Annotated in this window: 18 protein-coding genes; 16 read left to right on the forward strand and 2 right to left on the reverse strand. The window is 67.6% G+C overall.

The window, feature by feature from the left end:
• Positions 1-91 precede the first annotated feature (91 nt).
• The 5 genes from AC5RTY_RS05405 (at position 92) to AC5RTY_RS05425 (ending at position 5,002) form a co-directional block, all read left to right on the forward strand.
• The gene (locus AC5RTY_RS05405; RefSeq protein ID WP_494069171.1) at positions 92-706 is read left to right on the forward strand and encodes an ATP-dependent Clp protease proteolytic subunit; all 615 of its coding nucleotides are present in this window, start codon (positions 92-94) and stop codon (positions 704-706) included.
• Between the two features lie 40 nt (positions 707-746).
• Positions 747-1,418 (forward strand): ATP-dependent Clp protease proteolytic subunit, encoded by a 672-nt coding sequence (locus AC5RTY_RS05410; RefSeq protein WP_493977440.1) that lies wholly within the window; start codon positions 747-749, stop codon positions 1,416-1,418.
• Between the two features lie 200 nt (positions 1,419-1,618).
• A complete protein-coding gene (clpX, locus tag AC5RTY_RS05415) occupies positions 1,619-2,911 on the forward strand; it encodes an ATP-dependent Clp protease ATP-binding subunit ClpX (protein WP_494069170.1) in 1,293 nt (430 codons plus the stop codon).
• Between the two features lie 58 nt (positions 2,912-2,969).
• Positions 2,970-4,262 (forward strand): ATP-dependent Clp protease ATP-binding subunit ClpX, encoded by a 1,293-nt coding sequence (gene clpX, locus AC5RTY_RS05420; RefSeq protein ID WP_494139175.1) that lies wholly within the window; start codon positions 2,970-2,972, stop codon positions 4,260-4,262.
• 119 nt (positions 4,263-4,381) lie between these two features.
• Entirely contained in the window at positions 4,382-5,002 is a 621-nt protein-coding gene (locus AC5RTY_RS05425) for a mycothiol-dependent nitroreductase Rv2466c family protein (RefSeq protein ID WP_494139176.1), read from the forward strand.
• Between the two features lie 410 nt (positions 5,003-5,412).
• On the opposite strand, the gene valS is transcribed toward AC5RTY_RS05425, so the two are convergent.
• Complete coding sequence (gene valS / locus AC5RTY_RS05430) at positions 5,413-8,037, reverse strand: valine--tRNA ligase (RefSeq protein WP_494139177.1); 2,625 nt, start codon at positions 8,035-8,037, stop codon at positions 5,413-5,415.
• 141 nt (positions 8,038-8,178) lie between these two features.
• On the opposite strand from valS, the gene AC5RTY_RS05435 reads away from it, so the two are divergent.
• The 8 genes from AC5RTY_RS05435 (at position 8,179) to ndk (ending at position 18,174) form a co-directional block, all read left to right on the forward strand.
• On the forward strand, positions 8,179-8,547 hold the full coding sequence (locus AC5RTY_RS05435) for a DUF488 domain-containing protein (protein ID WP_494139178.1): 369 nt from the start codon (positions 8,179-8,181) through the stop codon (positions 8,545-8,547).
• Between the two features lie 253 nt (positions 8,548-8,800).
• Entirely contained in the window at positions 8,801-9,112 is a 312-nt protein-coding gene (locus AC5RTY_RS05440) for a hypothetical protein (protein ID WP_494139179.1), read from the forward strand.
• 70 nt (positions 9,113-9,182) lie between these two features.
• Positions 9,183-9,926 carry an SDR family oxidoreductase gene (locus AC5RTY_RS05445; protein ID WP_494139180.1) on the forward strand — a complete coding sequence of 248 codons (744 nt, stop codon included), beginning with the start codon at positions 9,183-9,185 and terminating at the stop codon, positions 9,924-9,926.
• Between the two features lie 476 nt (positions 9,927-10,402).
• Positions 10,403-12,019, forward strand: a complete 1,617-nt coding sequence (locus AC5RTY_RS05450; RefSeq protein ID WP_494139181.1) for an HNH endonuclease signature motif containing protein — start codon at positions 10,403-10,405, stop codon at positions 12,017-12,019.
• A gap of 484 nt (positions 12,020-12,503) precedes the next feature.
• Positions 12,504-15,785, forward strand: a complete 3,282-nt coding sequence (gene ileS, locus AC5RTY_RS05455; protein WP_494139182.1) for an isoleucine--tRNA ligase — start codon at positions 12,504-12,506, stop codon at positions 15,783-15,785.
• 14 nt (positions 15,786-15,799) lie between these two features.
• Positions 15,800-17,152, forward strand: coding sequence for a bifunctional folylpolyglutamate synthase/dihydrofolate synthase (locus AC5RTY_RS05460; RefSeq protein ID WP_494069161.1), 1,353 nt, complete (start codon positions 15,800-15,802; stop codon positions 17,150-17,152).
• 8 nt (positions 17,153-17,160) lie between these two features.
• Positions 17,161-17,682 carry a DUF4233 domain-containing protein gene (locus AC5RTY_RS05465; protein ID WP_494139183.1) on the forward strand — a complete coding sequence of 174 codons (522 nt, stop codon included), beginning with the start codon at positions 17,161-17,163 and terminating at the stop codon, positions 17,680-17,682.
• A 75-nt stretch (positions 17,683-17,757) separates the two neighbouring features.
• Positions 17,758-18,174, forward strand: a complete 417-nt coding sequence (ndk, locus tag AC5RTY_RS05470; RefSeq protein ID WP_493977451.1) for a nucleoside-diphosphate kinase — start codon at positions 17,758-17,760, stop codon at positions 18,172-18,174.
• A 125-nt stretch (positions 18,175-18,299) separates the two neighbouring features.
• Here ndk and AC5RTY_RS05475 read toward each other — a convergent pair whose 3' ends face one another.
• Positions 18,300-18,974 carry a vitamin K epoxide reductase family protein gene (locus tag AC5RTY_RS05475; protein ID WP_493999869.1) on the reverse strand — a complete coding sequence of 225 codons (675 nt, stop codon included), beginning with the start codon at positions 18,972-18,974 and terminating at the stop codon, positions 18,300-18,302.
• 408 nt (positions 18,975-19,382) lie between these two features.
• Between AC5RTY_RS05475 and AC5RTY_RS05480 the strand changes: the two genes are divergently transcribed.
• From AC5RTY_RS05480 to rpmA, 3 genes are all read left to right on the forward strand, one after another.
• Positions 19,383-23,198, forward strand: a complete 3,816-nt coding sequence (locus tag AC5RTY_RS05480; RefSeq protein ID WP_494139184.1) for an Rne/Rng family ribonuclease — start codon at positions 19,383-19,385, stop codon at positions 23,196-23,198.
• A 485-nt stretch (positions 23,199-23,683) separates the two neighbouring features.
• Complete coding sequence (gene rplU, locus AC5RTY_RS05485) at positions 23,684-23,992, forward strand: 50S ribosomal protein L21 (RefSeq protein ID WP_493977453.1); 309 nt, start codon at positions 23,684-23,686, stop codon at positions 23,990-23,992.
• Positions 23,993-24,047: 55 nt separating this feature from the next.
• Positions 24,048-24,308, forward strand: coding sequence for a 50S ribosomal protein L27 (gene rpmA, locus AC5RTY_RS05490; protein ID WP_136785451.1), 261 nt, complete (start codon positions 24,048-24,050; stop codon positions 24,306-24,308).
• Positions 24,309-24,311 lie beyond the last annotated feature (3 nt).

The raw sequence follows: 24,311 nt of genomic DNA on the forward strand, positions 1-24,311 counted from the left end.
GGTAAACGACCTTAGGGCCACCGGTGACGGTACCGCCCGGGGAAGAAGCGAGAGGTATTTCAGCATGTCGAATGAATCCGCCACTCCGAGAATGGCTTCGGTCGAAGCGGCCAGCCGCGAAGACTACATCTACAACCGCCTGCTCAAAGAGCGCATCATCTGGCTGGGCTCCGAGGTGCGCGACGAGAACGCCAACGCCATCTGCTCGCAGCTGCTGCTGCTCTCGGCCGAGGACCCGGAGAAGGACATCTACCTCTACATCAACTCGCCCGGCGGGTCGGTGACCGCCGGCATGGCCATCTACGACACCATGAAGTTCATCCCGAACGACGTGGTGACCGTGGCCACCGGTCTTGCGGCCTCCATGGGCCAGTTCCTGCTCTCCTCGGGCACCAAGGGCAAGCGCTACGCCACCCCGCACGCGCGCATCCTGATGCACCAGCCCTCCGGCGGCATCGGCGGCACGGCCTCCGACATCAAGATCCAGGCCGAACTGATCCTGCACATGAAGCAGGTCATGGCCGAACTGACCGCCGAGCAGACCGGCCAGTCGGTGGAGCAGATCCTTATCGACAACGACCGCGACAAGTGGTTCACGGCCGAGGAAGGCCTGGCCTACGGCTTCTTCGACAAGATTTCGGCCCACGCCGGCGGCGTCTCCGGCGGCGGCGGGACCCAGAGCGGCTCCGCCTCCCAGGATTCCTGAGCCCACGCGCCACCGACCCGAATACAAGCAGGAGAATCTCATGGACTACAACTTCGGTGCCGCTGCCGGCGGTTTCGCCGCCAACATGCCGCAGAACCGCTATGTGCTGCCCCAGTTCGAGGAGCGCACGCCCTACGGCTTCAAGCGCCAGGACCCCTACACCAAGCTGTTCGAGGACCGGATCATCTTCCTGGGCGTCCAGGTCGACGACGCCTCTGCCGACGACGTCATGGCCCAGCTGCTGGTCCTCGAGTCGACGGACCCGGACCGCGACATCACCATCTACATCAACTCGCCGGGCGGGTCGTTCACCGCGATGACCGCGATCTACGACACCATGCAGTACATCCGCCCGGAAATCCAGACCGTCTGCCTGGGCCAGGCGGCCAGTGCCGCGGCCGTGCTGCTGGCAGCGGGTACCCCGGGCAAGCGGCTGGCCCTGCCGAACGCCCGCGTGCTGATCCACCAGCCGGCGCTGGGCGGCGGCGAACACGGCCAGGCCTCCGACCTGCAGATCCAGGCCGACGAGGTCATGAGGATGCGCAAGTGGCTGGAGGACGCGCTGGCCATGCATTCGGGCAAGGACGCCGCGCAGGTCAACAAGGACATCGAGCGGGACAAGATCCTCACGGCCGCCGGCGCCTTGGAATACGGGCTGATCGACCAGGTGCTCGACTCCCGCAAGATCCACAAGCCGGCGATCACCAAGTAGATACCGTAAAATAGTCTCAATGCCTGCACTGCCCGTGGCGCGTCATATCGCACCGCGGGCAGTGTTGTTACTGAAACTGTCGGCGCAGTGAATTAGAGTTGTTGTCAGCTGGCCTCGGCGGCGCAGCGCCTGCCCGGCAATAATCGGGCGGTGCAGCTGCCGCGGCAAGTTGCCGACGTAGACCAAGTAAGGGGACGGATATGGCTCGCATAGGTGAGAGCGCTGACCTGCTCAAGTGCTCTTTCTGCGGCAAGAGCCAGAAACAGGTCCGCAAGCTGATCGCCGGCCCCGGCGTGTACATCTGCGACGAATGCATCGAGCTCTGCAACGAGATCATCGAAGAGGAGCTGGCCGAGGTGTCGGACCTGGGCAGCTTCGAACTGCCCAAGCCGCGGGAGATCTTCGACTTCCTGCAGGAGTACGTGATCGGCCAGGAGCCCGCCAAGCGGGCGCTGGCGGTGGCGGTCTACAACCACTACAAGCGGATCCAGTCCGGGCATGCGCCCAAGGGGACCGCCAACCTCTCCGATGCCAGCCCGCTGGAGGACGTGGAAGTTTCCAAGTCCAACATCCTGCTGATCGGGCCCACCGGCTGCGGCAAGACCTACCTGGCGCAGACGCTGGCCCGGCGGCTGAACGTGCCGTTCGCCGTCGCGGACGCCACGGCGCTGACCGAAGCCGGCTACGTGGGCGAAGACGTGGAGAACATCCTGCTCAAGCTCATCCAGGCCGCCGATTACGACGTGAAAAAGGCCGAGCAGGGCATCATCTACATCGACGAGATCGACAAGATTTCGCGCAAGAGCGAGAACCCGTCCATCACCCGTGACGTCTCCGGGGAAGGCGTCCAGCAGGCACTGCTGAAGATCCTCGAGGGCACCGTCGCCTCCGTGCCGCCGCAGGGCGGCCGGAAGCATCCGCACCAGGAATTCATCCAGATCGACACCACCAACGTGCTGTTCATCGTCGCCGGTGCCTTCGCCGGGCTGGAGGAGATCATCGGCTCGCGGGCCGGCCGCAAGGGCATCGGCTTCGGCGCCCCGCTCAAGGACGCGGCGGGGGAGAAGGACAGTTACGGCGAGGTCATGCCCGAAGACCTGCTGAAGTTCGGCCTGATCCCGGAGTTCATCGGCCGCCTGCCGGTGATCACCACGGTGTCCAACCTGGACCGCCCGGCCCTGATCAAGATCCTGACCGAACCCAAGAACGCCCTGCTGCGCCAGTACCAGAAGATGTTCCAGCTGGACGGCGTGGAACTGAGCTTCGAGCAGGAGGCGCTGGAGGCGGTGGCGGACCTCGCACTGGAACGGGGCACCGGCGCCCGCGGGCTGCGCGCGATCATCGAAGAGACACTGCAGCCGGTCATGTTCGACCTGCCCAGCCGCGAGGACATCGCCTCCGTCGTGATCAGCGCGGATGTGGTGCTGAACAAGGCGGAACCGACGCTGATCTCCCACGACGTGGTCGCCAAGCGCCGGAACAAGTCGGCCTGACACTGCACTGCTCCGGACCGCCGGACGATCGATCGAGGACCAGACAAGGGGACACACTATGGCCCGGACCGCCGGAAGCGCAGAGCTGCTCACGTGCTCGTTTTGCGGAAAGAGCCAAAAGCAGGTGAAGAAGCTCATCGCCGGCGGCGGCGTGTACATTTGCGACGAATGCGTCGGGCTGTGCAACGAACTGCTGGAGGAAGAATTCGGCGCCGGTGCCGCCTCCGAACTGCTGGAGCTGCCTAAGCCCCGCGAAATCTATGGCTTCCTGCAGGAGTACGTGATCGGCCAGGAACCGGCCAAGCGTGCCCTGGCCGTGGCCGTTTACAACCACTACAAGCGCATCCGCTCCGGCCACGCCGCCCCCAGCACCGCCGGCCTCACTGCGGCCGGCGGGCTCCAGGACGTGGAGGTCGCCAAGTCAAATGTCCTGCTGATCGGCCCCACCGGTTGCGGCAAGACCTACCTGGCCCAGACGCTGGCCCGCCAGCTGAACGTGCCGTTCGCGGTGGCCGACGCGACGTCGCTGACCGAAGCCGGCTATGTGGGCGAGGACGTGGAGAACATCCTGCTCAAGCTGATCCAGGCCGCCGGCAACGACATCAAGAAGGCCGAGCAGGGCATCATTTACATCGACGAGATCGACAAGGTCACCCGCAAGAGCGAGGGTCCCTCGATCACCCGCGACGTCTCCGGTGAAGGCGTGCAGCAGGCACTGCTGAAGATCCTGGAAGGAACCGTCGCCTCGGTGCCGCCGCAGGGCGGGCGGAAGAACCCGCAGCAGGAATTCCTCCAGATCGACACCACCAACATCCTCTTCATCGTGGCCGGGGCCTTCGCCGGCCTGGAAGAAATCATCGGCTCACGGGCCGGGAGCAGGGGCATCGGCTTCGGCGCCCCGCTCAAGGACGCCGTCGCCCAGCAGGACAACTACGGGGAAGTCATGCCCGAAGACCTGCTCAAGTTCGGGCTGATCCCGGAGTTCATCGGCCGCCTGCCGGTGATCACCACCGTGGCCGAACTCGACAAGCCAGCGCTGATCCGGATCCTCACCGAGCCGAAGAACGCGCTGATCCGCCAGTACCAGAAGATGTTCCAACTGGATGGCGTGGAGCTGTCCTTCGAGCAGGACGCCCTGGAAGCGGTGGCCGAGCTGGCGCTGGAACGCGGCACCGGCGCGCGAGGCCTCCGGGCGATCATGGAAGAAACGCTGCAGCCGATCATGTTCGACCTGCCCGGCCGCGACGATATCGCCACCGCCGTGATTACCGCGGAGACGGTCTTGGCCGGGGCGGACCCCACCCTCATCCCGCACGACGTCGAAGCCATCCGCCGCCGCGACTCGGCCTGATCGCCCTAATCCGGACGCTGTCGCACGGTCACGTGCCGGGTCCGCGGAACAAAACCGCCGGCGGGGCAGTTACCCACAACAGTACGTATCACCAGTCCTCAAGAAGGAGCTCTTGCCGTATGTCTGAAAGCGCTGCGCCGTCCACCGTTGACTTCTGGTTCGATCCGGCCTGTCCGTTCGCCTGGATCACGTCCCGCTGGATGCTGGAGGTGGAGAAGGTCCGCGACGTCAAGGTCGACTGGCACGTGATGAGCCTGGCCGTGCTCAACGACGGCCGCGACGAGCTGCCGGAGGAGTACAAGGAATTCCTGAAGAAGGCGTGGGGCCCGGTCCGCGTGATCATCGCCGCCCGCGAACTGCACGGCGAGGGCTACGTGGGGAAGCTCTACGACGCCATGGGCACCCGCATCCACAACGAGGGCAACAAGGACTATGAGTCCGTGACTGCCGCCGCGCTGGAAGAGGTTGGCCTGCCCGCCGACCTGGCCCGTTTCGCCACCTCCGACGAATATGACGAGCAGCTGCGCGCCAGCCATGAAGAGGGCATCTCCAAGGTGGGCGACGAGGTCGGTACTCCCGTCGTGGCCTTTAACGGCACCGCCTTCTTCGGCCCGGTGCTGACCCGCATCCCGCGCGGCGAAACCGCCGGAAAGATCTTCGACGGCGCCGTGGCGCTGGCCGAGTTCCCGTACTTCTACGAGATCAAGCGCTCCCGGACGACCAGTCCCGAGTTCGACTAGCCGGCATGGTCCCGGCCGCACGCCTGAAGCGGGCGTCCTCCGCGGGACCCTGAGGCCGCCTGCCGGCACGCCGTGGTTTCGGAAAATAGTTTTGCGAAACTATGGCGTGTCGGCTTGCGCAGGAGTATAAATATCTATACGCATCCTCCAAAAGATGCGGGACCGAACACCAAAGATTCAGTGACAAGTAGTGGACCAGTTCCACAAACTGCCAGCCTGTGACGAGGCTCGGAAGACCTGAAGATCGGCGGAGTTCGCGAGACCCAAAGCGTCACCTTTGGATCACAAGAGTCGAAGCCCCACCAACGGCGAAACGCTGATGGGGCTTCCCCTCGTTAACGGGCCGGAACGGGCTGGAGCCAGCTAGTAGGCCGGCCCGGACTCTGCTACCAGGCCGGCCCCAGACGCTGCTACTCGGCCGGGGCCTCAGCGGCCGCCAGCTCGACCTTCGCGACCGTCAGCTCGCCCTCCGCCTCGCTCAGCAGGACCTCGCGCGCATTGCCGGCGGCCTTCAGGTCGCCGAGCCCGGCCTCGAGTTGGGCCACCTGCGCGGCCGATCCGGTGATGGTCGCGGTGAGGACCTCGGTGCGCTGCTTGACCTTGGCCTCGGACTTGGCCTTGCGGATGCCGCCCAGCGCCTGCCCGACCGTCCCGAGCAGCCCCGTGTCGGCGACGGAGGCAATCGAGGCGAGCCCCGCCGTCGTCGGCCATTCGGCGCGGTGCACCGAACCGGCGCGCCACCAGCTCCAGACCTCTTCAGTGGCGAAGGGCAGGAACGGTGCGAAGAGACGCAGCAGGGCGTCGAGCGTGGTGGCCAGCGTGGCCAGGACCGAGGCCTGTTCCGCCTCGCCGGCGGCACCGTAAGCGCGGTCCTTGATCAGCTCGACGTAGTCGTCAGTGAACGACCAGAAGAAGCTTTCGGTGACCTGCAGGGCGCGCGCATGGTCGTACTTCTCGAACGCGGCCGTCGCGGTCTCCACCACGTCGGCCAGTTGGCCCAGCAGCGACTTGTCCAACGGGTTGGTGACCACGGAGTCGTCGTCGGCAAGCACCGAAGCCTCGGTGGCGCCCAGGTTCAGCACGAACTTGGAGGCGTTCAGCAGCTTGATGGCCAGGCGGCGGCCGATCTTCATCTGCGCGACCTCGTAGGCGGTGTCCGCACCCAGCTTCGCCGAAGCCGCCCAGTAGCGCACGGCGTCCGCGCCGAACTGATCCAGCACGTCGGTGGGGACCACCACGTTGCCCTTGGACTTGGACATCTTCTTGCGGTCCGGGTCCAGGATCCAGCCCGAGAGCGCCGCGTGCTTCCACGGCGCGCAGCTGTTCAGCGAGTCGCCGCGCACCACGGTGGAGAACAGCCAGGTGCGGATGATGTCGTGGCCCTGCGGGCGCAGGTCGAACGGGAAGACGTTGTTAAAGAACGACTCGTCCCGGCTCCATTTGCCCACGATCTGCGGCGATAGCGAGGACGTGGCCCAGGTGTCGAGCACGTCGGCGTCGCCGATGAAGCCGCCGGGCTGGTTGCGCTGCGACTCCTCGTAGCCCGGAGCGGGGTCAGCGGCCGGATCCACCGGCAGCATCTCGTCGGAGGGCACCAGCGGGTTGTCGTAGTCGGGGTTGCCGGAGGCGTCCAGCGGGTACCAGACCGGGATCGGCACGCCGAAGAAGCGCTGGCGGGAAATGAGCCAGTCGCCGTTGAGGCCTTCGATCCAGTTTTCGTAGCGCGAGCGCATGAACGCCGGATGGAACTCGATCTCCCGGCCCCGGCTGATCAGCCGTTCCCGCCGGTCCGCGTCCCGGCCGCCGTTGCGGATGTACCACTGCCGCGAGGTGACGACTTCCAGCGGCTTGTCGCCCTTTTCGTAGAAGTTGACCGGGTGGGTCATCTTCTGGGGCTCGCCGTCCAGTTCGCCGGCCTCGGACAGCAGATCCACGATCTTCTCCTTGGCGGAGAAAACGGTCTTGCCGGCCAGCTCGGCGTAGTTCGCCTTGCCTTCCTCGGTGGTGATCCACTCCGGGGTGTCGGCCATGATGCGCCCGTCGCGGCCCACGATGGAGCGGGTGGGCAGCTGCAGCTCCCGCCACCACGTCACGTCGGTGAGGTCGCCGAAAGTACAGACCATGGCGATACCGGCGCCCTTGTCGGGCTTGGCCAGCGGGTGCGCCTTGACCTCCACCTCCACGCCGAACAGCGGGGACTTCACGGTGGTGCCGAACAGCTTCTGGTAGCGCTCGTCGTCGGGGTTGGCCACCAAGGCCACGCAGGCGGGCAGCAGCTCGGGGCGGGTGGTCTCGATGTGGACCTTTTCGCCGTCGGCGGTTTCGAAGGCGTAGCGGTAGTAGGCGCCGGGCATCTCCCGGTCCTCGAGCTCGGCCTGCGCCACGGCGGTGCGGAACGTGACATCCCAGAGCGTGGGGGCTTCGGCCATGTAGGCGTCGCCGGAGTTCAGGTTGGCCAGGAAGGCGCGCTGGGAAACGGAGCGGGACACGTCGTCGATGGTCCGGTAGGTCAGGTCCCAGTCCACGGACAGGCCCAGGGTGCTGAAAAGGTTCTCGAAGACCTTCTCGTCCTCCACAGCCAGGGTCTCGCAGAGCTCGATGAAGTTCCGGCGCGAGACGACGTCGAAATCGCGCTGGTTCTTCGCCGGCGTGGCCGGCGGCTGGTAATCCGGGTCGTACGCCACCGACGGGTCGCAGCGGACGCCGTAGTAATTTTGCACCCGGCGCTCGGTGGGCAGGCCATTGTCGTCCCAGCCCATCGGGTAGAACACGTTCTTGCCGCGCATCCGCTGGTAGCGGGCCAGCACGTCGGTCTGGGTGTAGGAGAACATGTGTCCCACATGCAGCGAGCCCGACGCCGTCGGCGGGGGAGTGTCGATCGAGTAGACCTGCTCCCGCGTGGTCTCGGGATTAAACTTGTAGGTCCCCTCCTCGCGCCAGCGCCGGGTCAGGGCATCCTCAAGGCCTTCGAGGGCGGGCTTGTCGGGAACGTTAACGGTAACGGGCGTGTCTGTGCCCGGGGTATGTTCAGCCATGCTGGCCATTCTTTCATGCCGGGCACGGAATGAAGATTCTGGACGACGGCGGCGCAGCGCCTGGTTGCCCCGGCTCGCCGCGAAGGCGGGGGCCGGCGCCCAGACCTACCCGCCGCAGCGGGTCATGCGTAGGATGCGCCCATGGTGAACGTTCACATTAAGCGCGTCTACGAACCCGCAGACGACGGCGACGGTTACCGGGTGCTGGTGGACCGGATCTGGCCGCGGGGCATCAAAAAGGACGGCGCCGGGGTGGACCTCTGGCTGAAGGAGGCGGGAACCTCGGCCGAGCTGCGCAAGGAGTTCAGCCACCGACCGGAGAAATTCGACGCCTTTGCCGTGGCATACCGGCAGGAACTAAACGGTTCAAAGGCGCTGGAGCGGCTGGTGGAGCTCGCGCGCGAGCAGCCTAAGCTCTGCCTGCTGTACGGGGCCAAGGACAAGGAGCACAACCAGGCCGTGGTGCTGCGCGGGATGATTTTGGAGCACCTCGGTGTGCCATCCGGCTGACGTTCCGCGGAACACCCAGGGCTCAAGGAACAGCCGGGGCATAAGAGGCCAACGCGGGGGCGACGGCGTGGCGCCTCCGGCCATAAGGCACCGCACCGGGGGCCTCGCCGTGCTCGCGCTGTCGGCTGCTGCGGGGCTGGCCGTTTCGGTGTCGGGGTGCGGTGCCTACACGGGGCTTGGGGCGGCACCACCGTGTCTCCCGCCGGAATACTCAGTCAGTCCGACGGAAGCCCGGCCGGGACAGACCGTCACCGTGGCGGCTGCGGACGCCGACTGCAATCCCCGCTACGGCAGCAATGCGCAGATCGAAGTGACAGTAGTGGACGCGGCGGGAGCGGAAATCGTCAACGCCACCGCCCCTATGAACGACGGCGGCGGCTTCAGGTACGCGTTCGTCATCCCGGAACGGGCGGCCGCCGGCGAGGCGGCTGTTACGGCCATGCCCCGCAACATCGACTGGTGCGATGACACCGGCCGGAACAACAGGGTCGCCACGGTTGCCGGCGACCAACTGGAAAGGGCGGCCTGCGCGCTCCCCCTGAAACCGCTTACCATCGGGCGGTGAAGTCGCCCGTCGTCGAGCGTTGGAGGTCACCTCCGAACCACTTTCTTGGTCGGCCGCTACGCTGTGATTCATGACCAGGCGCGCAATAGTCACCGGAGCAAGTTCGGGTATCGGGGCAGCTACCGTTCGGGCGCTGCGGGGAAGCGGCTGGGACGTGGTGGCAGTTGCCCGCCGCGCCGAGCGGCTGGCCGCCCTCGCCCGGGAGACCGGCGCCGTCGCCATGCCCGCGGACGTCACCGACCAAGCTTCAGTGGACCGGCTCGCAGCTACGGTCTTGTCCGACGGCGGGATTGACGCGCTGGTCAACATCGCCGGGGGAGCCTTCGGCGTGGACACCATCGGCGAGGGAAAGCCTGCCGATTGGCAGAAGATGTACGAGGTCAACGTCCTCGGCTCCCTGCGCATGATCCAGGCTTTTCTTCCGGCTTTGCGCGATAACGGCGAAGGATCGGTGGTGCTGCTGACGTCAACGGCCGGACTGGTGGCCTACGAAGGCGGCGGAGGTTACGTAGCAGCCAAGTTCGCCCAGCACTCGATGGCGAATACCCTGCGCCTGGAAGAAGCGGAACACAACGTGCGCGTGATCGACATTCTTCCCGGCCTGGTGCAGACGGAGGAATTCTCGTTGAACCGGCTCGGCGGTGACCGGCAAGCGGCCGAGAACGTCTACGCCGGCGTGGAGAAACCGCTGCTGGCCGAGGACGTAGCCGGCGTCGTGGCGTACTCGCTCAACCTGCCGCATCACGTCAACCTTGACCAGATCGTGATGCGTCCCGTGGCCCAAGCCGCCGCGCACAAATTGATCCGCAAGTAGCAAGCGCGAAAGACCAGGCGTTCCCCCTTCTCTGAACCGTGAACGCTTGAAATAGGCACGCAAGTTTCTCGCTCGTGCTCCAAAGGCGCCCGCAATGTCCAGAAGCACCCCTTGTCCTCGAAACATGCGACTCTCCCTCCACAGACGTGCGGTGGCGGGTAGTTTTGCACTTACGTCGAAGCTTTGTTCTACCCCGGATGCCCGGTCCGTAGCGTTGAAGTATGGCAGCGGATCCGTTGGACGAGGCACAGGAGCCGGAGGAACAATCCGGCACTCCTGCCCTGCCCGAGGGCGGTGCCGGCACCCCTGCCTTGCCCGACGGCGGCGCCGCCAGCCCTGCCGTGCCCGCTCCCGCCGGCCCTTCAGCACCCGGTACCGCCGGCCCAGCAGAATCGGCGGGAGCGGAGCTTGATGCTGATGAGGCCGTGTCTGAGGGTGGGATAGGGCCGGAACCTGCAGGACCCCTGCCTGCTCCAGTGCCTGCCCATGAGCTGTGGGCGGAGGAATGGCAGGAGCTGGGTCCGGCGGAACTCGCCGGTCTGCTCGCCGGGACGGATCCGGGAACCTTGGATGACTGGTCCACCTTGGAGTACATCAAAGCGGTCCGCAAGCATGAGGCCTGGACCCAGTCCCGCCGGCTGCGGGCCGTGCACCGTTTGGCGGTGCTCCGCCCGGCCACCGGGCCCGACGCCGGGGCACCGGACGGGATTTCCCGCCACGCCGCCGCGGAACTCGCACCTATCCTTGCCGTGCGTCGCGAGCGGGCGGCTGCCGAACTGGCCGACGCGCAGCAGGTCGGCAGGTACCTGCCCGCCACCCTCGCTGCCCTGGACGCCGGTGACATCGATTTGTCGCGGGCAGTGGCGATTGCCCGCAAGGGCATGGACCTGACGCCGGCCGATCTGGCCGACTATGAGGCGAAGGTTGTTCCCGGCGCCGGGACCATCACGCTGGAATCCGTCCAGGCCCGGGCCCGCACCGCCCGCGACCGGCTGCACCCCGAACCCCTCGAGGAACGGCACCGGGCCGCGATGGAACGCCGCACCGTCCACTACCAGCCCCAGGATGACGGGATGGCCGAACTCTACATCCGCACCAGCGCGGACAAAGCCCTGCTCGCCTACAACCTGATGCAGGCCCACGCCCGCAAACTCCAAACCGTTGCTGAAACCCGCAACCTAGGCCAACTCCGCGCCGACGTCTTCACCGACATGCTCCTGCGCTACCCCGGCCACGCCTACCAGCCCACGGCCGCAGTACAAGGAAGCGACACCGCCGCCTCGACGGCCATGGCGGAAAACTCCGCGGACGCAGCCGCCGCGACGTTACGGCAGGGGCCCTGTACCTGCGGTTCCGGGAACGTGACCGCCTCCGTCGCCGTGACCGCGCCCCTGGACACCCTGCTCCGGCTCGCCGAAGAACCCGGCGACCTCACCGGCTACGGACCCATCCCGCCCGACATGAGCCGCGACCTTGCCGCGCTGGCCAAGTCCTGGTTGATCGTGCTCACCGACGACTATGGCAAGGCAGCCGCCGTCGCCAAAGACTTGCGCCACCCGCCCGAATGGCTCAATCGCCTCGTCCGGCTACGCGACCGCCGCTGCCGCGACTTCGGTTGCACCGTCCCCGCCGACCAGTGCGAGATCGACCATACGATCGCCTGGGAAGACGGCGGCCAAACAGTCCTGGAAAATCTAAGCGCCAGGTGCAAGCCCGGGCACAAAACCAAACACCACGGTGGCGGAACCGTCAGACAGGATCCCGACGGGACCCTGCACTTCACAACCCGCTCCGGCCACACCCACAGCACCACCCCCGACGAAGATTGGTCACTGACCTTCCCAACAGCATCCGGATGCGGTGACACAGCCGCGGACGGACATGAAGCCGCCGCGGCGGACGGACATGACGCGGCTAGCGCGGAGGGACGTGAAGCCGCCGGCGCGGACGCGAGGGAAGCCGGGGGAGAGAACAGCCCCGAGAACGGACAAGGAGCCGCCGCCGGGAACTCGAGGGAAGCCGGGGGAGAGAACAGACCCGAGAACCGGAAAGAACAGGAACCCCCGGACGACTCCCCGCCACCACCCTTCTGAGGGCGTCACAGCAGCACCCGCCCGGGCCGAACTTACAGGCCTGAAATTGGCGCTGATCCGAACTTGACGTCGCTTCACGACCGCGCCGCACAGCGGGCGCAAAGACGCGTCCGCCAACCACGGGACGAACACAACGTCCGCCAACAAAGCCGGCTTTTCGCCCGCGTTTCGACAGCCGCGCCGCCGTGGCCGTAAACTTGAGTCATCAGCGCTGACCCGGCCATCACCGGTGAGCTTCCGGAAGAACAGCCCAGGCCAACATCCCGGGCCCAGTAGAACCGGACGGGTATGCCCGTCACAGCAGCGAATGAGTGGCTGTCCCTTTGCACCGGTTCCGGCGCATCAGGCCAGCAAGTGAGGTGGTACCGCGGGTTCCGCCCCGGCAGCACGGTGAGGCTTTCCAGCCGCACCGGAGGCACCGGAGCAGGGCACGTCCTCGCAGAAGTACCCACACTTGCCGAGCTGTCTTTTCAGGATGACGAACATGCCACAGATCTATCCCAAGGCTTCCACCGCCGGCGCTGCCGCTGCCGAGAGCTCGCCTAAGTTCCCCGAGATCGAGGAGCTGGTGCTCAAATACTGGCAGCAGGACGGAACGTTCCAGGCCTCCGTCGATGCCCGCGATGCCGGCAGCGACGGCAGCAACGAGTTCGTCTTCTACGACGGCCCGCCCTTCGCCAACGGCCTGCCGCACTACGGCCACCTCCTCACCGGGTACGTGAAGGACCTGGTGGCCCGTTACCAGACCCAGCGCGGCCACAAGGTGGAGCGCCGCTTCGGTTGGGACACGCATGGGCTGCCGGCCGAGCTGGAAGCCATGAAGCAGCTGGGCATGACGGACAAGCAGCAGATCCTGTCCATGGGCATCGACAAGTTCAACGACGCCTGCCGCACCTCCGTGATGAAGTATGCCGACGAATGGCAGAACTACGTCACCCGCCAGGCCCGCTGGGTGGATTTCGAGAACGACTACAAGACCCTCAACGTCGAGTACATGGAGTCGGTCCTCTGGGCCTTCAAACAGCTGCACGAGAAGGGCCTGACCTACCAGGGCTTCCGTGTGCTGCCGTACTGCTGGCGGGACGAGACGCCGCTGTCCAACCACGAGCTGCGAATGGACGACGACGTCTACAAGATGCGCCAGGACCAGACGGTCACGGTCACCTTCCCGATCCGGGCGGACGGCTCGGAGAACCCGCTGGCCGCGGAGTTGGCCGGCGTCAACGCACTCGCCTGGACCACCACGCCGTGGACGCTGCCCACCAACGCGGCCCTCGCCGTCGGGCCGGAGATCAGCTATGCGGTGCTGCCGGCCGGCCCCCACGGGACGCAGGCCGCGGGGGAGAAGTTCCTGGTGGCCGAGGACCTGCTCGGCTCCTACGCCAAGGACCTGGGGTACGACGACGCCGCTGCCGCCGCCGAGGCGGTGGCGGCCCGGTACGTGGGCGCCCAGCTGGCCGGGCTGCGCTACGAGCCGCTCTGGGACCACTACGCGGACGCCGCGAAGTGGGGCACCGGCAACGCATGGCAGATCGTCGTGGCCGACTACGTGACCACCACCGACGGCACGGGCCTGGTCCACCAGGCGCCGGCGTTCGGCGAAGACGACCAGAAGGTCTGCGAAGACAACGGCATCCCCGTGATCGTCTCCGTGGACGAGGGCGCCAAGTTCCTGCCCTACTTCGCCGAGGGCCCGCTGGCCGAGATCGCCGGCGTGCAGGTGTTCGAGGCGAACAAGCCGATCACCCGGGTGCTGAAGGCCGACGGCCGGCTGGTCCGCCAGGCCAGCTACGAGCACAGCTACCCGCATTGCTGGCGCTGCCGCACGCCGCTGATCTACCGCGCCATCTCCTCCTGGTACGTGGAGGTCACCAAGTTCAAGGACCGGATGGTCGAGCTGAACCAGCAGATCAACTGGATCCCGGAAAACGTCAAGGACGGCCAGTTCGGCAAGTGGCTGGAGAACGCCCGCGACTGGTCCATCAGCCGCAACCGCTTCTGGGGTTCGCCCATCCCGGTGTGGGAATCGGACAACCCGGACTACCCGCGCCGCGAGGTGTACGGCTCGCTGGCCGAGCTGGAGGAAGCGTTCGGCACGCTGCCGCGCAACCACGACGGCGAGGTCGACCTGCACCGCCCGTTCATCGACGAGCTGGTCCGGCCCAACCCGGACGACCCCACCGGTCAATCCATGATGCGCCGCGTGGAGGACGTGCTGGACGTCTGGTTCGACTCCGGTTCGATGCCCTACGCCCAGGTGCACTACCCGATGGAGAACAAGGACTGGTTCGACAGCCACAACCCGGCCGACTTCATCGTGGAATACATCGGCCAGACCCGTGGCTGGTTCTACACCATGCACGTGCTCGCGACCGCGCTGTTCGACCGCCCGGCGTTCCGCAACGTGATCAGCCACGGCATCGTGCTGGGTTCCGACGGGCAGAAGATGTCCAAGAGCCTGCGCAATTACCCGGATGTGTCCGAGGTCCTGGACCGGGACGGCTCCGACGCCATGCGCTGGTTCCTGATGGCCTCCCCGATCCTGCGCGGCGGCAACCTGATCGTCACCGAGCAGGGCATCCGCGACGGCGTCCGCCAGGTGATGCTGCCGCTGTGGAACGTGTGGCACTTCTTCAAGCTCTACACCAACTCCGCGAACAACGGGGCAGGCCATGAGGCCGTCTCCGTCCTCGGCGACACCGACCGGATCAAGGGCATGGAGTCCCTGGACCAGTTCATCCTGGCCAACACCGGGGACCTGGTCCGCGACATGACGGCCGCGCTCGATGCCTATGACGTCTCCGGCGCCTGCGACGCGCTGCGCGAGTACCTGGATACCCTGACCAACTGGTATGTCCGCCGTTCCCGCCAGCGGTTCTTCGACGAGGACCGCGACGCGTTCGATGTGCTCTACACCGCGCTGGAGGCAGTCTGCCGCGTGGCCGCCCCGCTGCTGCCGCTGGTCACCGAGGAGATCTGGCGCGGGCTGACCGGCGGGCGTTCGGTCCACCTGACCGACCTGCCGGACGCCGGCGAGTTCCCGCAGTTGGCCGAACTCGTGGAACTGATGGACACCACCCGGCAGATCTGCTCCTCCGGCTCGAGCCTGCGCAAGGCAGCGAACCTGCGCGTCCGGCTGCCGCTGGCCTCGCTGACCGTGGTGGTGCCGGGCGCCGAGCGGCTCTCCGGCCAGTACGCCCTGATGATCCAGGACGAACTGAACATCAAGTCGGTCCGGCTGATCGACGCCGCCGACGCCGCCCCCGAAGAGTTCGGCATCTCGCAGAAGCTGGTGGTCAACGCCCGTGCGGCCGGCCCGCGGCTGGGCAAGAACGTGCAGCAGGCCATCAAGGCCGCCAAGTCCGGTGACTGGTCGGTGGACGACGCCGGTGCCGTCACCGCCGGGGGACTGCTGCTCGAGCCGTCAGAGTACTCCCTGGAAACCGTCGTGTCCGGGGATGCCGCGGCCGGCGCGGCGGTCACCATGCTGCCCGGCGGCGGGTTCCTGGTGCTGGACACCGCCGTGACCGCCGAACTGGAGGCCGAGGGCGTGGCCCGCGACTACGTGCGCAGCATCCAGCAGGCACGCAAGGATGCCGGACTGGTGGTCAGCGACCGCATCCGCACCACGGTGACGGCGGACCAGTCCGTCCTGGACGCGCTGACCCTGCATCAGGGGCTGGTCTCGCAGGAAACCCTCACCGTGGACCTCGTCCTGGTGGCCGGGGACGGCGACGCCGTGTCCGTGGAAAAAGCCGGATCCTGAAGGGGCACCAAACCATGAGTGATGAATTCGGCGTCGAGAGCGTCTACGCGGAACTGCTGGGCCGCGCCCCGGAAAACAAGATGGAACCGCGCATGGAACCGCTGTTCCGGGCGATGGACATCCTGGGTGAACCGAACAAGGCCTTCGCCAGCATCCACCTGACCGGCACGAACGGCAAGACGTCCACGGCCCGGATCATCGAGGCCGGGCTGCGGGCGCACGGACTGCGGACCGGCCGCTACACCAGCCCGCACCTGTCCAAGGTGACCGAACGGATCAGCATCGACGGCGAGCCGGTTGCGGACGAGACGTTCGTGCGGGTCTGGGACGAAATCCGGCCGTACCTGGAAATCGTCGACCAGGAACTGAACGCCGAGGGCGCGCCCCGGCTGACCTACTTCGAGTGCGTGACCATCCTGGCCATCGCCATCTTCGCCGACGAGCCGGTGGAGGTGGCGGTGATCGAGGTTGGCCTGGGCGGCATCACCGACGCCACGAACGTGGTGGACGGCCAGGTCTCGGTGATCACCCCGATCTCGCTGGACCACACCGACCTGCTCGGCGACACCACCGAGGACATTGCCCGGGAGAAGGCCGGGATCATCAAGCGCGGCGGCTACCTGGTCAGCGCGGCCCAGCCACTGGACGCAGCACAGGTGCTGCTGGAACAGGCGCGGGACCTTCAGGTGCCCTTCCGCTTCGAAGGCGTGGAGTTCGGGGTCGAGTCCCGCAAGGTCGCCGTCGGCGGCCAGCAGCTGACCATCAACGGGCTGGCAGGCCGCTACCAGGACCTGCTGCTGCCCCTGCACGGCGCGCACCAGGCCCAGAACGCGGCGGTCGCCGTGGCCGCGCTGGAAGCGTTCCTTGGCGGCGGTGAAAAGGAACTCAACGTGGAAGTCCTGCGCGAGGCGTTCCTTGAGGTGACCTCGCCCGGCCGGCTGGAAGTGGTGCGCACCGCGCCGACGATCATCGTGGATGCCGCCCACAATCCCGACGGGATGAAGGCCAGCGCGCAGGCCATCCTGGAGGCGTTCAACTTCACCAAGCTCATCCCGGTGGTCGGCGTGCTGCAGGAAAAGGACGCCGTCGGCCTGCTGGCCCAGCTGCGCGAGCAGCTCAGCGACCTCACCAACGAAATCTGCGTCACCGAGTCCAACTCGCCGCGGGCCATTCCCGCCGAGCAGCTGGCCGAGGATGCCATGGCCGCCGGTTTCCCGGAGGACGCCGTGCACATCGCGCCCCGGCTCGACGACGCCATCGAATGGGCCGTCGGCCGGGCCGAAGCAGACAACGACCTCGCCGGCGGCGTGCTGATCACCGGGTCCATCACCCTGGTCGCCGACGCCCGCATCCTGCTAGGAAAGTAACAAGATCCATGGCCAAACTGACCAAAGCCCAGCGCGAGTGGCGTCCGGACATGCCGAAGAAACGGCGCTCGATCAAGACAATGTTCGCCTCCACCGTGCTGCTGCTGGAAGCCTTCGTCGTCTTTTTCGCCACGCTGGTGGTGTTCGGGCTCTACCGGGACGACGTGCCGCCGGCGCTGATCCTCGGGCTCGGGATCGGCCTGAGCGTCCTGCTCGTGCTCTGCTGTGCCCTGCTCCGCCGCCCGTCCGGCTACGCCATCGGCTGGGCGATGCAGGTGCTCCTGATCGCCACCGGCATCGTCGAACCGGTGATGTTCGTCGTCGGCGTGCTGTTCGCGCTGTCCTGGTGGTACGCCGTGCGCACGGGCGGCCGGCTGGACCGTGAGAACGCGCAGCGCGACGCGGAACAGGCGGAATGGGAACGCCGGCATGGCACGGGGGCCGGCACCGGGGACGCCACCGCGGCCGGCGCCGCGGAGGGAACCGCCGGTGGCCCGGAGGCCGGCACCGCGGACGACGCCGGGCGCTGACCTGCGCTGCCCGCGCGTCCCGTTAGGATTGAACGGGGTTTTCGGAGCTAATCATGAAGCGAATGAGGAGAAATTGTGAGCGTTGAACGCACACTGGTACTGGTCAAGCCCGACGGCGTGTCCCGCGGTCTCACCGGCAGCATCCTGGCCCGCATCGAGGCCAAGGGCTACACGCTGGTCGAACTGAAGCTGGTCAACGCCACCCGCGAACTGCTGGAACAGCATTACGAAGAGCACGTCGGCAAGCCGTTCTACGAGCCGCTGGTCGAGTTCATGCTCTCCGGCCCGGTCGCCGCCGCCGTGTTCGAGGGGCACCGGGTAATCGAGGGCTTCCGGTCGCTGGCCGGCACCACCGACCCCACCACCGCCGCCCCCGGGACGATCCGCGGCGACTTCGGCCGCGACTGGGGCGTGAAGGTGCAGCAAAACCTCGTGCACGGCTCCGACTCGCCCGAGTCCGCCGCGCGCGAGATCGGGATCTGGTTCTCCTAGACCCCTGAAGCAGCAGAGGCCGCGGCCCCCGACGGGGACGCGGCCTCTGGTTTATCCGGGTTCAGCCCTGGAAGGCAATCGCGGCGAGTCCAGGCTGTCCCGGCAGCCCGGGAAGGCTGTCCCGGTCAGCCCAGGAAGGCGTCGATGAAGGCCAGGAAGATCGTCCCGGCGGTCACGATCCACAGCAGGGCGGTCAGGGTCCAGGCCCAGCTGCCGGCGAAACGGACCACCGCCGCCGGCGCCTTGATCACGCCGTGCGCCAGGTTCCGTGCCGTCGTGTGCACCAGCATCGGGATCATGGCGGCCCACACGCCCATGCAGTACAGGCACAGGATGTGGATGTCGTAGAGCGCCTGGCTCCACAACCAGACGACAAAGACGAAGCCCAGCGTGACGCCGGCCTGCAGTCCCATCCAGTACCACCGGCGGAACCGCGCCCCCGCAAGGATCGCCACCGCCGTCGTGATGGGAACCGCGAAGGCGACGATCCCGATCAGCGGGTTGGGGAAGCCGAAAAGCCCGGCCTGCCAGTGCAGGAACACCTTGCCGCAGGAGACCCACGGGTTGATGTCGCAGCTGGTCACATGACCCGGATTTTCGTAGGTGGCCAGCCGCTCCAGGACCAGGATGCCGGACATGATCCAGCCGACAACGCCGGTGGCCAGCAGCAGCCACGCGAAGGGTTTCTCCCGGGCAACGCCGGGAACCCCGCTGTCCGGGAGTTGGCCGGGCGCTGTCGCGGCCGGGGATGTGGAGGTCTGCGCGTGGGTCTGCACCGTGTTCCTCGGGCTAGGGGGCATGTGGCTCGATTCTACGCCGGAGAGAACGCCCATTACTCACTAAATCTTACTCACTAAATCGCACCCGGTGTGAGAGAATGATCGTGGCTAACAGCAGCCCCACATGCTGCTGTTGGTCCAGCGACAGGCTTCCAGGTCCGTCGGCGACGCTTCCCGAACAAGGAGCCCATCAATCCGGATGGGCGCTGGGAATCCGCCGGGCGGCCCTGCCGGTGAAGAGAAGGTTACGGCAGACGGAAAAGCGCCGCTGGTCCCCGGGTGTGCCGCGCCCCACGTGATGGCGCGAGCTCGGGTGATACCAAGACGACTTTCGGTGTCGGGCAGCCCAAGGCACCCGGATACCCGGCTACATGCCCCCAAGGGCACCGGGATGTGGCCGGTGCCGCAAGGGTTGGAGCACAACTTTAAATGGACAATGAACAGGTAATTCCCGCTACCTCCTCTCCGGTCGACGCGCCGGAGGTACCAGCCAAGAAACCGCCGCGGCCCCGCCGCAAGCCCACTGTGTCCGCACCGTCGCAGGACCAGTTGGACGTTGAACTGCCCGCAGCGGCGCACACCGGCCCCAACAACGACGGCGATGCCTCCGCCGCTTCCCCCGCGGCCACGGCGTCCGACGCCGCGATAGCCGCCGGGGAACAGCCGGCAGGGGAGCAGCCCGCAGGCCAGGGCCCCGCAGGCGGCCAGCCCGCCGAGGCCGCTCCGGCGACCACCCGGGCCCGCCGGCCGCGCAAGACCGCCGCCCAAAAGGCCGCCGAAGCGGCGGCCGCCCAGGACGTTCCGACGGAAGATGCCGCCGCGGCGGAGCCGGGCACCGTCCCGCCAGCCGCCGGTGAATCCGGCGCCGACCAGCCGGGCGAAGAAGCGCCGCCCGCCAAGACCCGCACGCGCCGGCCGCGCAAGACCGCCGCCGACAAGGCCGCCGAAGCCGCCGCACAGGAAAGCATTCCCCAAGACGGCGCCGACGCGCAGCCGGCCGCCGAGGCTCAGCCTGCCGCCGAACCCGCCGAAGCCGAAGGCGTCCTGGCCGCCGGAGAAGCGGCCGAGCCCGCCGAACAGCCGGCCGGCCGACGTCGCACCGCCGCCACCCGCACCCGCCGCAGCAGCAAGGCGCAGGCCACCGCAGCGGCAGCCGCCGAACTCACCGTCGCCGAGGGCGAAGCCCCGGCCACTACACCCGCCACCACGGCCCCGGCCACAGAACCGGCCACCACGCAGGGCATCCCGGTGGCGGCCGACGGAGACGCCGCCCAGGCCGTCGCCGGACACACCGCCGGGACGGAAACCGAAGCCGGAAGCACGGCAGGGGAGCAGCCCGCAAAGGCGCCCACCCGCCGTCGTCGTTCCACCGCGGCCGCCGCCCCTGCTATTGAGGAAACCCCCGCCGCCACGGAGACCGCCCCGGCCGCCGGCGAGCCGGAGCAGGCCGCCGCCGAAGCTGAGCAGGCAGCCGCCGGGGGAGACCCTGCCGAAGAAACCTCCGCAGACGCGGGGCTCGGCGCCGATCCCTTCACCATCCCGTCCTCGCCGGTGTCCCTGCTGTTCCACGCCCCGGACCTTTCCGCCGTCGCCGCCAAGCCCGAACCGGCCGCCGCCGCCGGCGAATCGGACGAGGACGACGAGGACGGCGGGCGTCGCCGCAGCCGGCGCAACCGCCGCGGCCGCACCCGCAACCGCTCCGAGGCCGAAACCGGCAGCGACGAGGCCGGCAGCACCGAAGAAAGCGACGAGGCCGCCGAAGCCGCTGACGAGGGTGCGGCAGGGGAGAAGGACGGCGTGACCTCGCGTCGCCGCCGCCGTCGCCGCCGCGGGGATGCCGACCTGGAACTCACCGGCGGTGCCGACGACGACCCGCCCAACACGGTCACCCGGGTCCGGGCACCGCGGCCGATCACCGAGATCGCCCCCAGCAACAAGGTGGCCTCGGTCAAGGGGTCCACCCGGCTGGAGGCCAAGAAGCAGCGCCGCCGCGAATCGCGCGAGACGGGCCGCCGCCGCCAGGTCATCACCGAGGCCGAGTTCCTGGCCCGGCGCGAATCCGTCGACCGCCAGATGGTGGTCCGCCAGCGCGACGACAGGATCCAGATCGGCGTGCTCGAAGACGGCGTGCTGGCCGAGCACTTCGTGTCCAAGACCCAGCAGGACTCGTTGATCGGCAACGTCTACGTGGGCAAGGTACAGAACGTGCTGCCCAGCATGGAGGCGGCCTTCATCGACATCGGCCGCGGCCGCAACGCCGTGCTCTACGCCGGCGAGGTCAACTGGGACGCCGCACACCTCGACGGGCAGCCGCGCCGGATCGAACTCGCGCTCAAGTCCGGCGACTCGGTCCTGGTGCAGGTCACCAAGGACCCGGTGGGCCACAAGGGCGCCCGCCTGACCAGCCAGATTTCGCTGCCTGGCCGCTTCCTGGTCTACGTGCCCGGCGGCTCCATGACCGGCATTTCCCGGAAACTGCCCGACGTGGAACGCAACCGGCTGAAGAAGATCCTAAAGGAACATGTTCCCGACGGCGCCGGCGTGATCGTCCGCACCGCGGCCGAGGGCGCCAGCGAAGAAGAGCTGATGAACGACATCAACCGGCTGCGGGCGCAGTGGGAGGGCATCGAATCGCGTGCCGGGTCCACCAAGACGCTGGCACCGGAGCTGCTCTACGCCGAGCCGGACCTGACCATCAAGGTGGTCCGCGACGTGTTCAACGAGGACTTCTCCAAGCTGGTCGTCTCCGGCGAAGAAGCCTGGGACACGATCGAGGCCTACGTGACCTATGTGGCCCCCGACCTGGTGGACCGGTTGGAGAAGTGGACGTCGGAGACGGACATTTTCGCCGCCCAGCGGATCGACGAGCAGATCCACAAGGCGCTGGACCGGAAGGTCTTCCTGCCCTCCGGCGGTTCCCTCGTGATCGACCGCACCGAGGCCATGACCGTGGTGGACGTCAACACCGGCAAGTTCACCGGCTCCGGCGGCAACCTGGAAGAAACCGTCACCAAGAACAACCTGGAAGCGGCCGAAGAGGTGGTCCGCCAGCTGCGGCTGCGCGACATCGGCGGCATCATCGTCATCGACTTCATCGACATGGTGCTGGAGTCCAACCGCGACCTGGTGCTGCGCCGGCTGGTGGAATGCCTGGGCCGGGACCGGACCAAGCACCAGGTGGCCGAGGTGACCTCGCTGGGCCTGGTCCAGATGACGCGCAAGCGCATGGGCACAGGGCTGCTGGAAGTCTTCGGCGAGCAGTGCGAGCATTGCGCCGGCCGCGGCGTGATCACCCACGATGAGCCGGTGGAACACCGCCGCCCCGCCGCGGCTACCGAGCACCACCAGGTCCGCATCGAGAAGCGCTCCGAACGGCAGTCGCGCAGCGAGAAGCGCCGCAACCGCGGCCAGGGCGGGCAGGAGACTGCCGCCGAAGCCCCGGCCGCCGTGGGCCATGACGACGACGCCGAGCGCCGGGCCAAGGCCGAGGCCGCCCGCGCGGCACTGGCCACGATCGCCGCCGCCGCGCACGCCGCCCACGAGGCGGAAGAGCACCCGGAGACGGCCAAGGCCAAGCAGCAGGGCGGCGAACAACCCGCCGGCGCCGGCAAGCCCGAAGCGGCGGCGGCCGGTACGCCCGCCGGAGCGTCGGGCCAGCCCTCCGGGCGCAAGCGCAGGTCGCGCCGCGCCGACGATCCCGGCGTGGCACCCGCCGTGCCCGCGGCCCCGGCCGGCGACGGACCAGAAACCGCCGTGCTCGAGATCAACGGAGAGACGGTGGCCATCCCGCGCGCCGTGCACAGCCCGGCGACCGCCCCGGAAGAGCCGTCGCTGACCTTGGAGAGCCTCACCGAGGCCTTCAACAAGGTAGCGCCGGTGGAGAAACCGGAGCCCAAGGTTGCTCCGGTGGAGAAACCGGAGCCGGCCGCGGCGGAGACATCCGGCGCTGCTGCCGAACCACAGGCCGCACAAGGCGACGCCCGGCCCGCGGTGGCCGCCGAACCGCAGGCGCCTGCGCCGGCCGCCGTCCGCAAGCCGCGTCGCCGTCGTGCCGCCAGCAGCCCCCAGGGTGCCGCCGACGCTCCCGTCCAGACGGTGGACGCTATCCCGGCGGAGAACGACGGCGGCCACCGCCACGCCGCCACGGCCCCGGCCGCGTCCGCACTGGCCGAAGCGGCAGCGGACAAGAACGAAGCCGCCGCTCCGGTGGTGCTGGGTGTAGGAGTACCGGCCTCGGAACTGTAGGCAGGGTCGTATGCCCGGGCAGGCCGCGGACCGCATCGGTTCCGCGGCCTGCCTGCGTCTGGTGCGGCTGTGCCTGGTTCCGTGCCTGGTTCCGGCTGGGCTGCCCGGTGCCCGCCACCGCTGGCCGGCCGGCAGGTGCGGACACCGTCTTCAGCCCACTTCCCGCCGCGGAATCCAGGCACGCCGTGTCGCGGCGGCGAAATGCACGTGCCTGGCCGGCTCGGCCGGTAGTATTGTCAGGTGCGCCCGAGCGGATTGCAGTCCGCCCGTGCCAGGAGAAGATGACGCCAGAGCCGTCCCGGCACCCCCGGAGCCCGCTGGTTTGCGGCTGATAGCCGTAATAGCGTAATCTAGATCTTCGGTGCGTACGCCTTCGAAGGGTTTCCACCCGCAGGCGCGGATGCACAGTGCTTTCCAGGCCGTCATGTCGTGCCTGCGTATTCGAGCAAAAACTGTAATAAACGTCTAGAGAAGTGAGTTCCCAAGTGGTGTACGCGATTGTCCGCGCCGGCGGCCGCCAAGAAAAGGTTTCCGTTGGAGACCTCGTGACCCTTGACCGCGTCCCCGGCGAGGCCGGTAGCACCATCGAGCTGCCTGCTCTGCTCCTGGTCGACGGCGACAAGGTCACCTCTGCTGCCGATGCTTTGGCCAACGTCAAGGTCACCGCCGAGATTGTCGAAAATCTCCGCGGCCCGAAGATCGTTATCCAGAAGTACAAGAACAAGACCGGCTACAAGAAGCGCCAGGGCTACCGTTCTGCACTGACCAAGGTCAAGGTCACCGACATCGCGTAAGCGGTCGGCTGACTTTTAGTAAACGTTCCTTCAGAAACAAAGGTAGGCAAATCAGATGGCACATAAGAAGGGTGCGAGCTCCACTCGCAATGGTCGCGATTCCAACGCACAGCGCCTTGGCGTGAAGCGCTTCGGTGGCCAGGTAGTTTCCGCCGGCGAGATCATCGTCCGCCAGCGCGGCACGCACTTCCACCCCGGCGCCAACGTCGGCCGTGGCGGCGACGACACGCTGTTCGCCCTTGAGGCCGGTGCCGTTGAGTTCGGTACCCGCCGCGGACGCCGCGTCGTGAACATCGTCGCTGCCGCTGCGGAGTAATCC

The sequence above is a fragment of the Arthrobacter sp. Y3224055 genome (assembly GCF_059090825.1).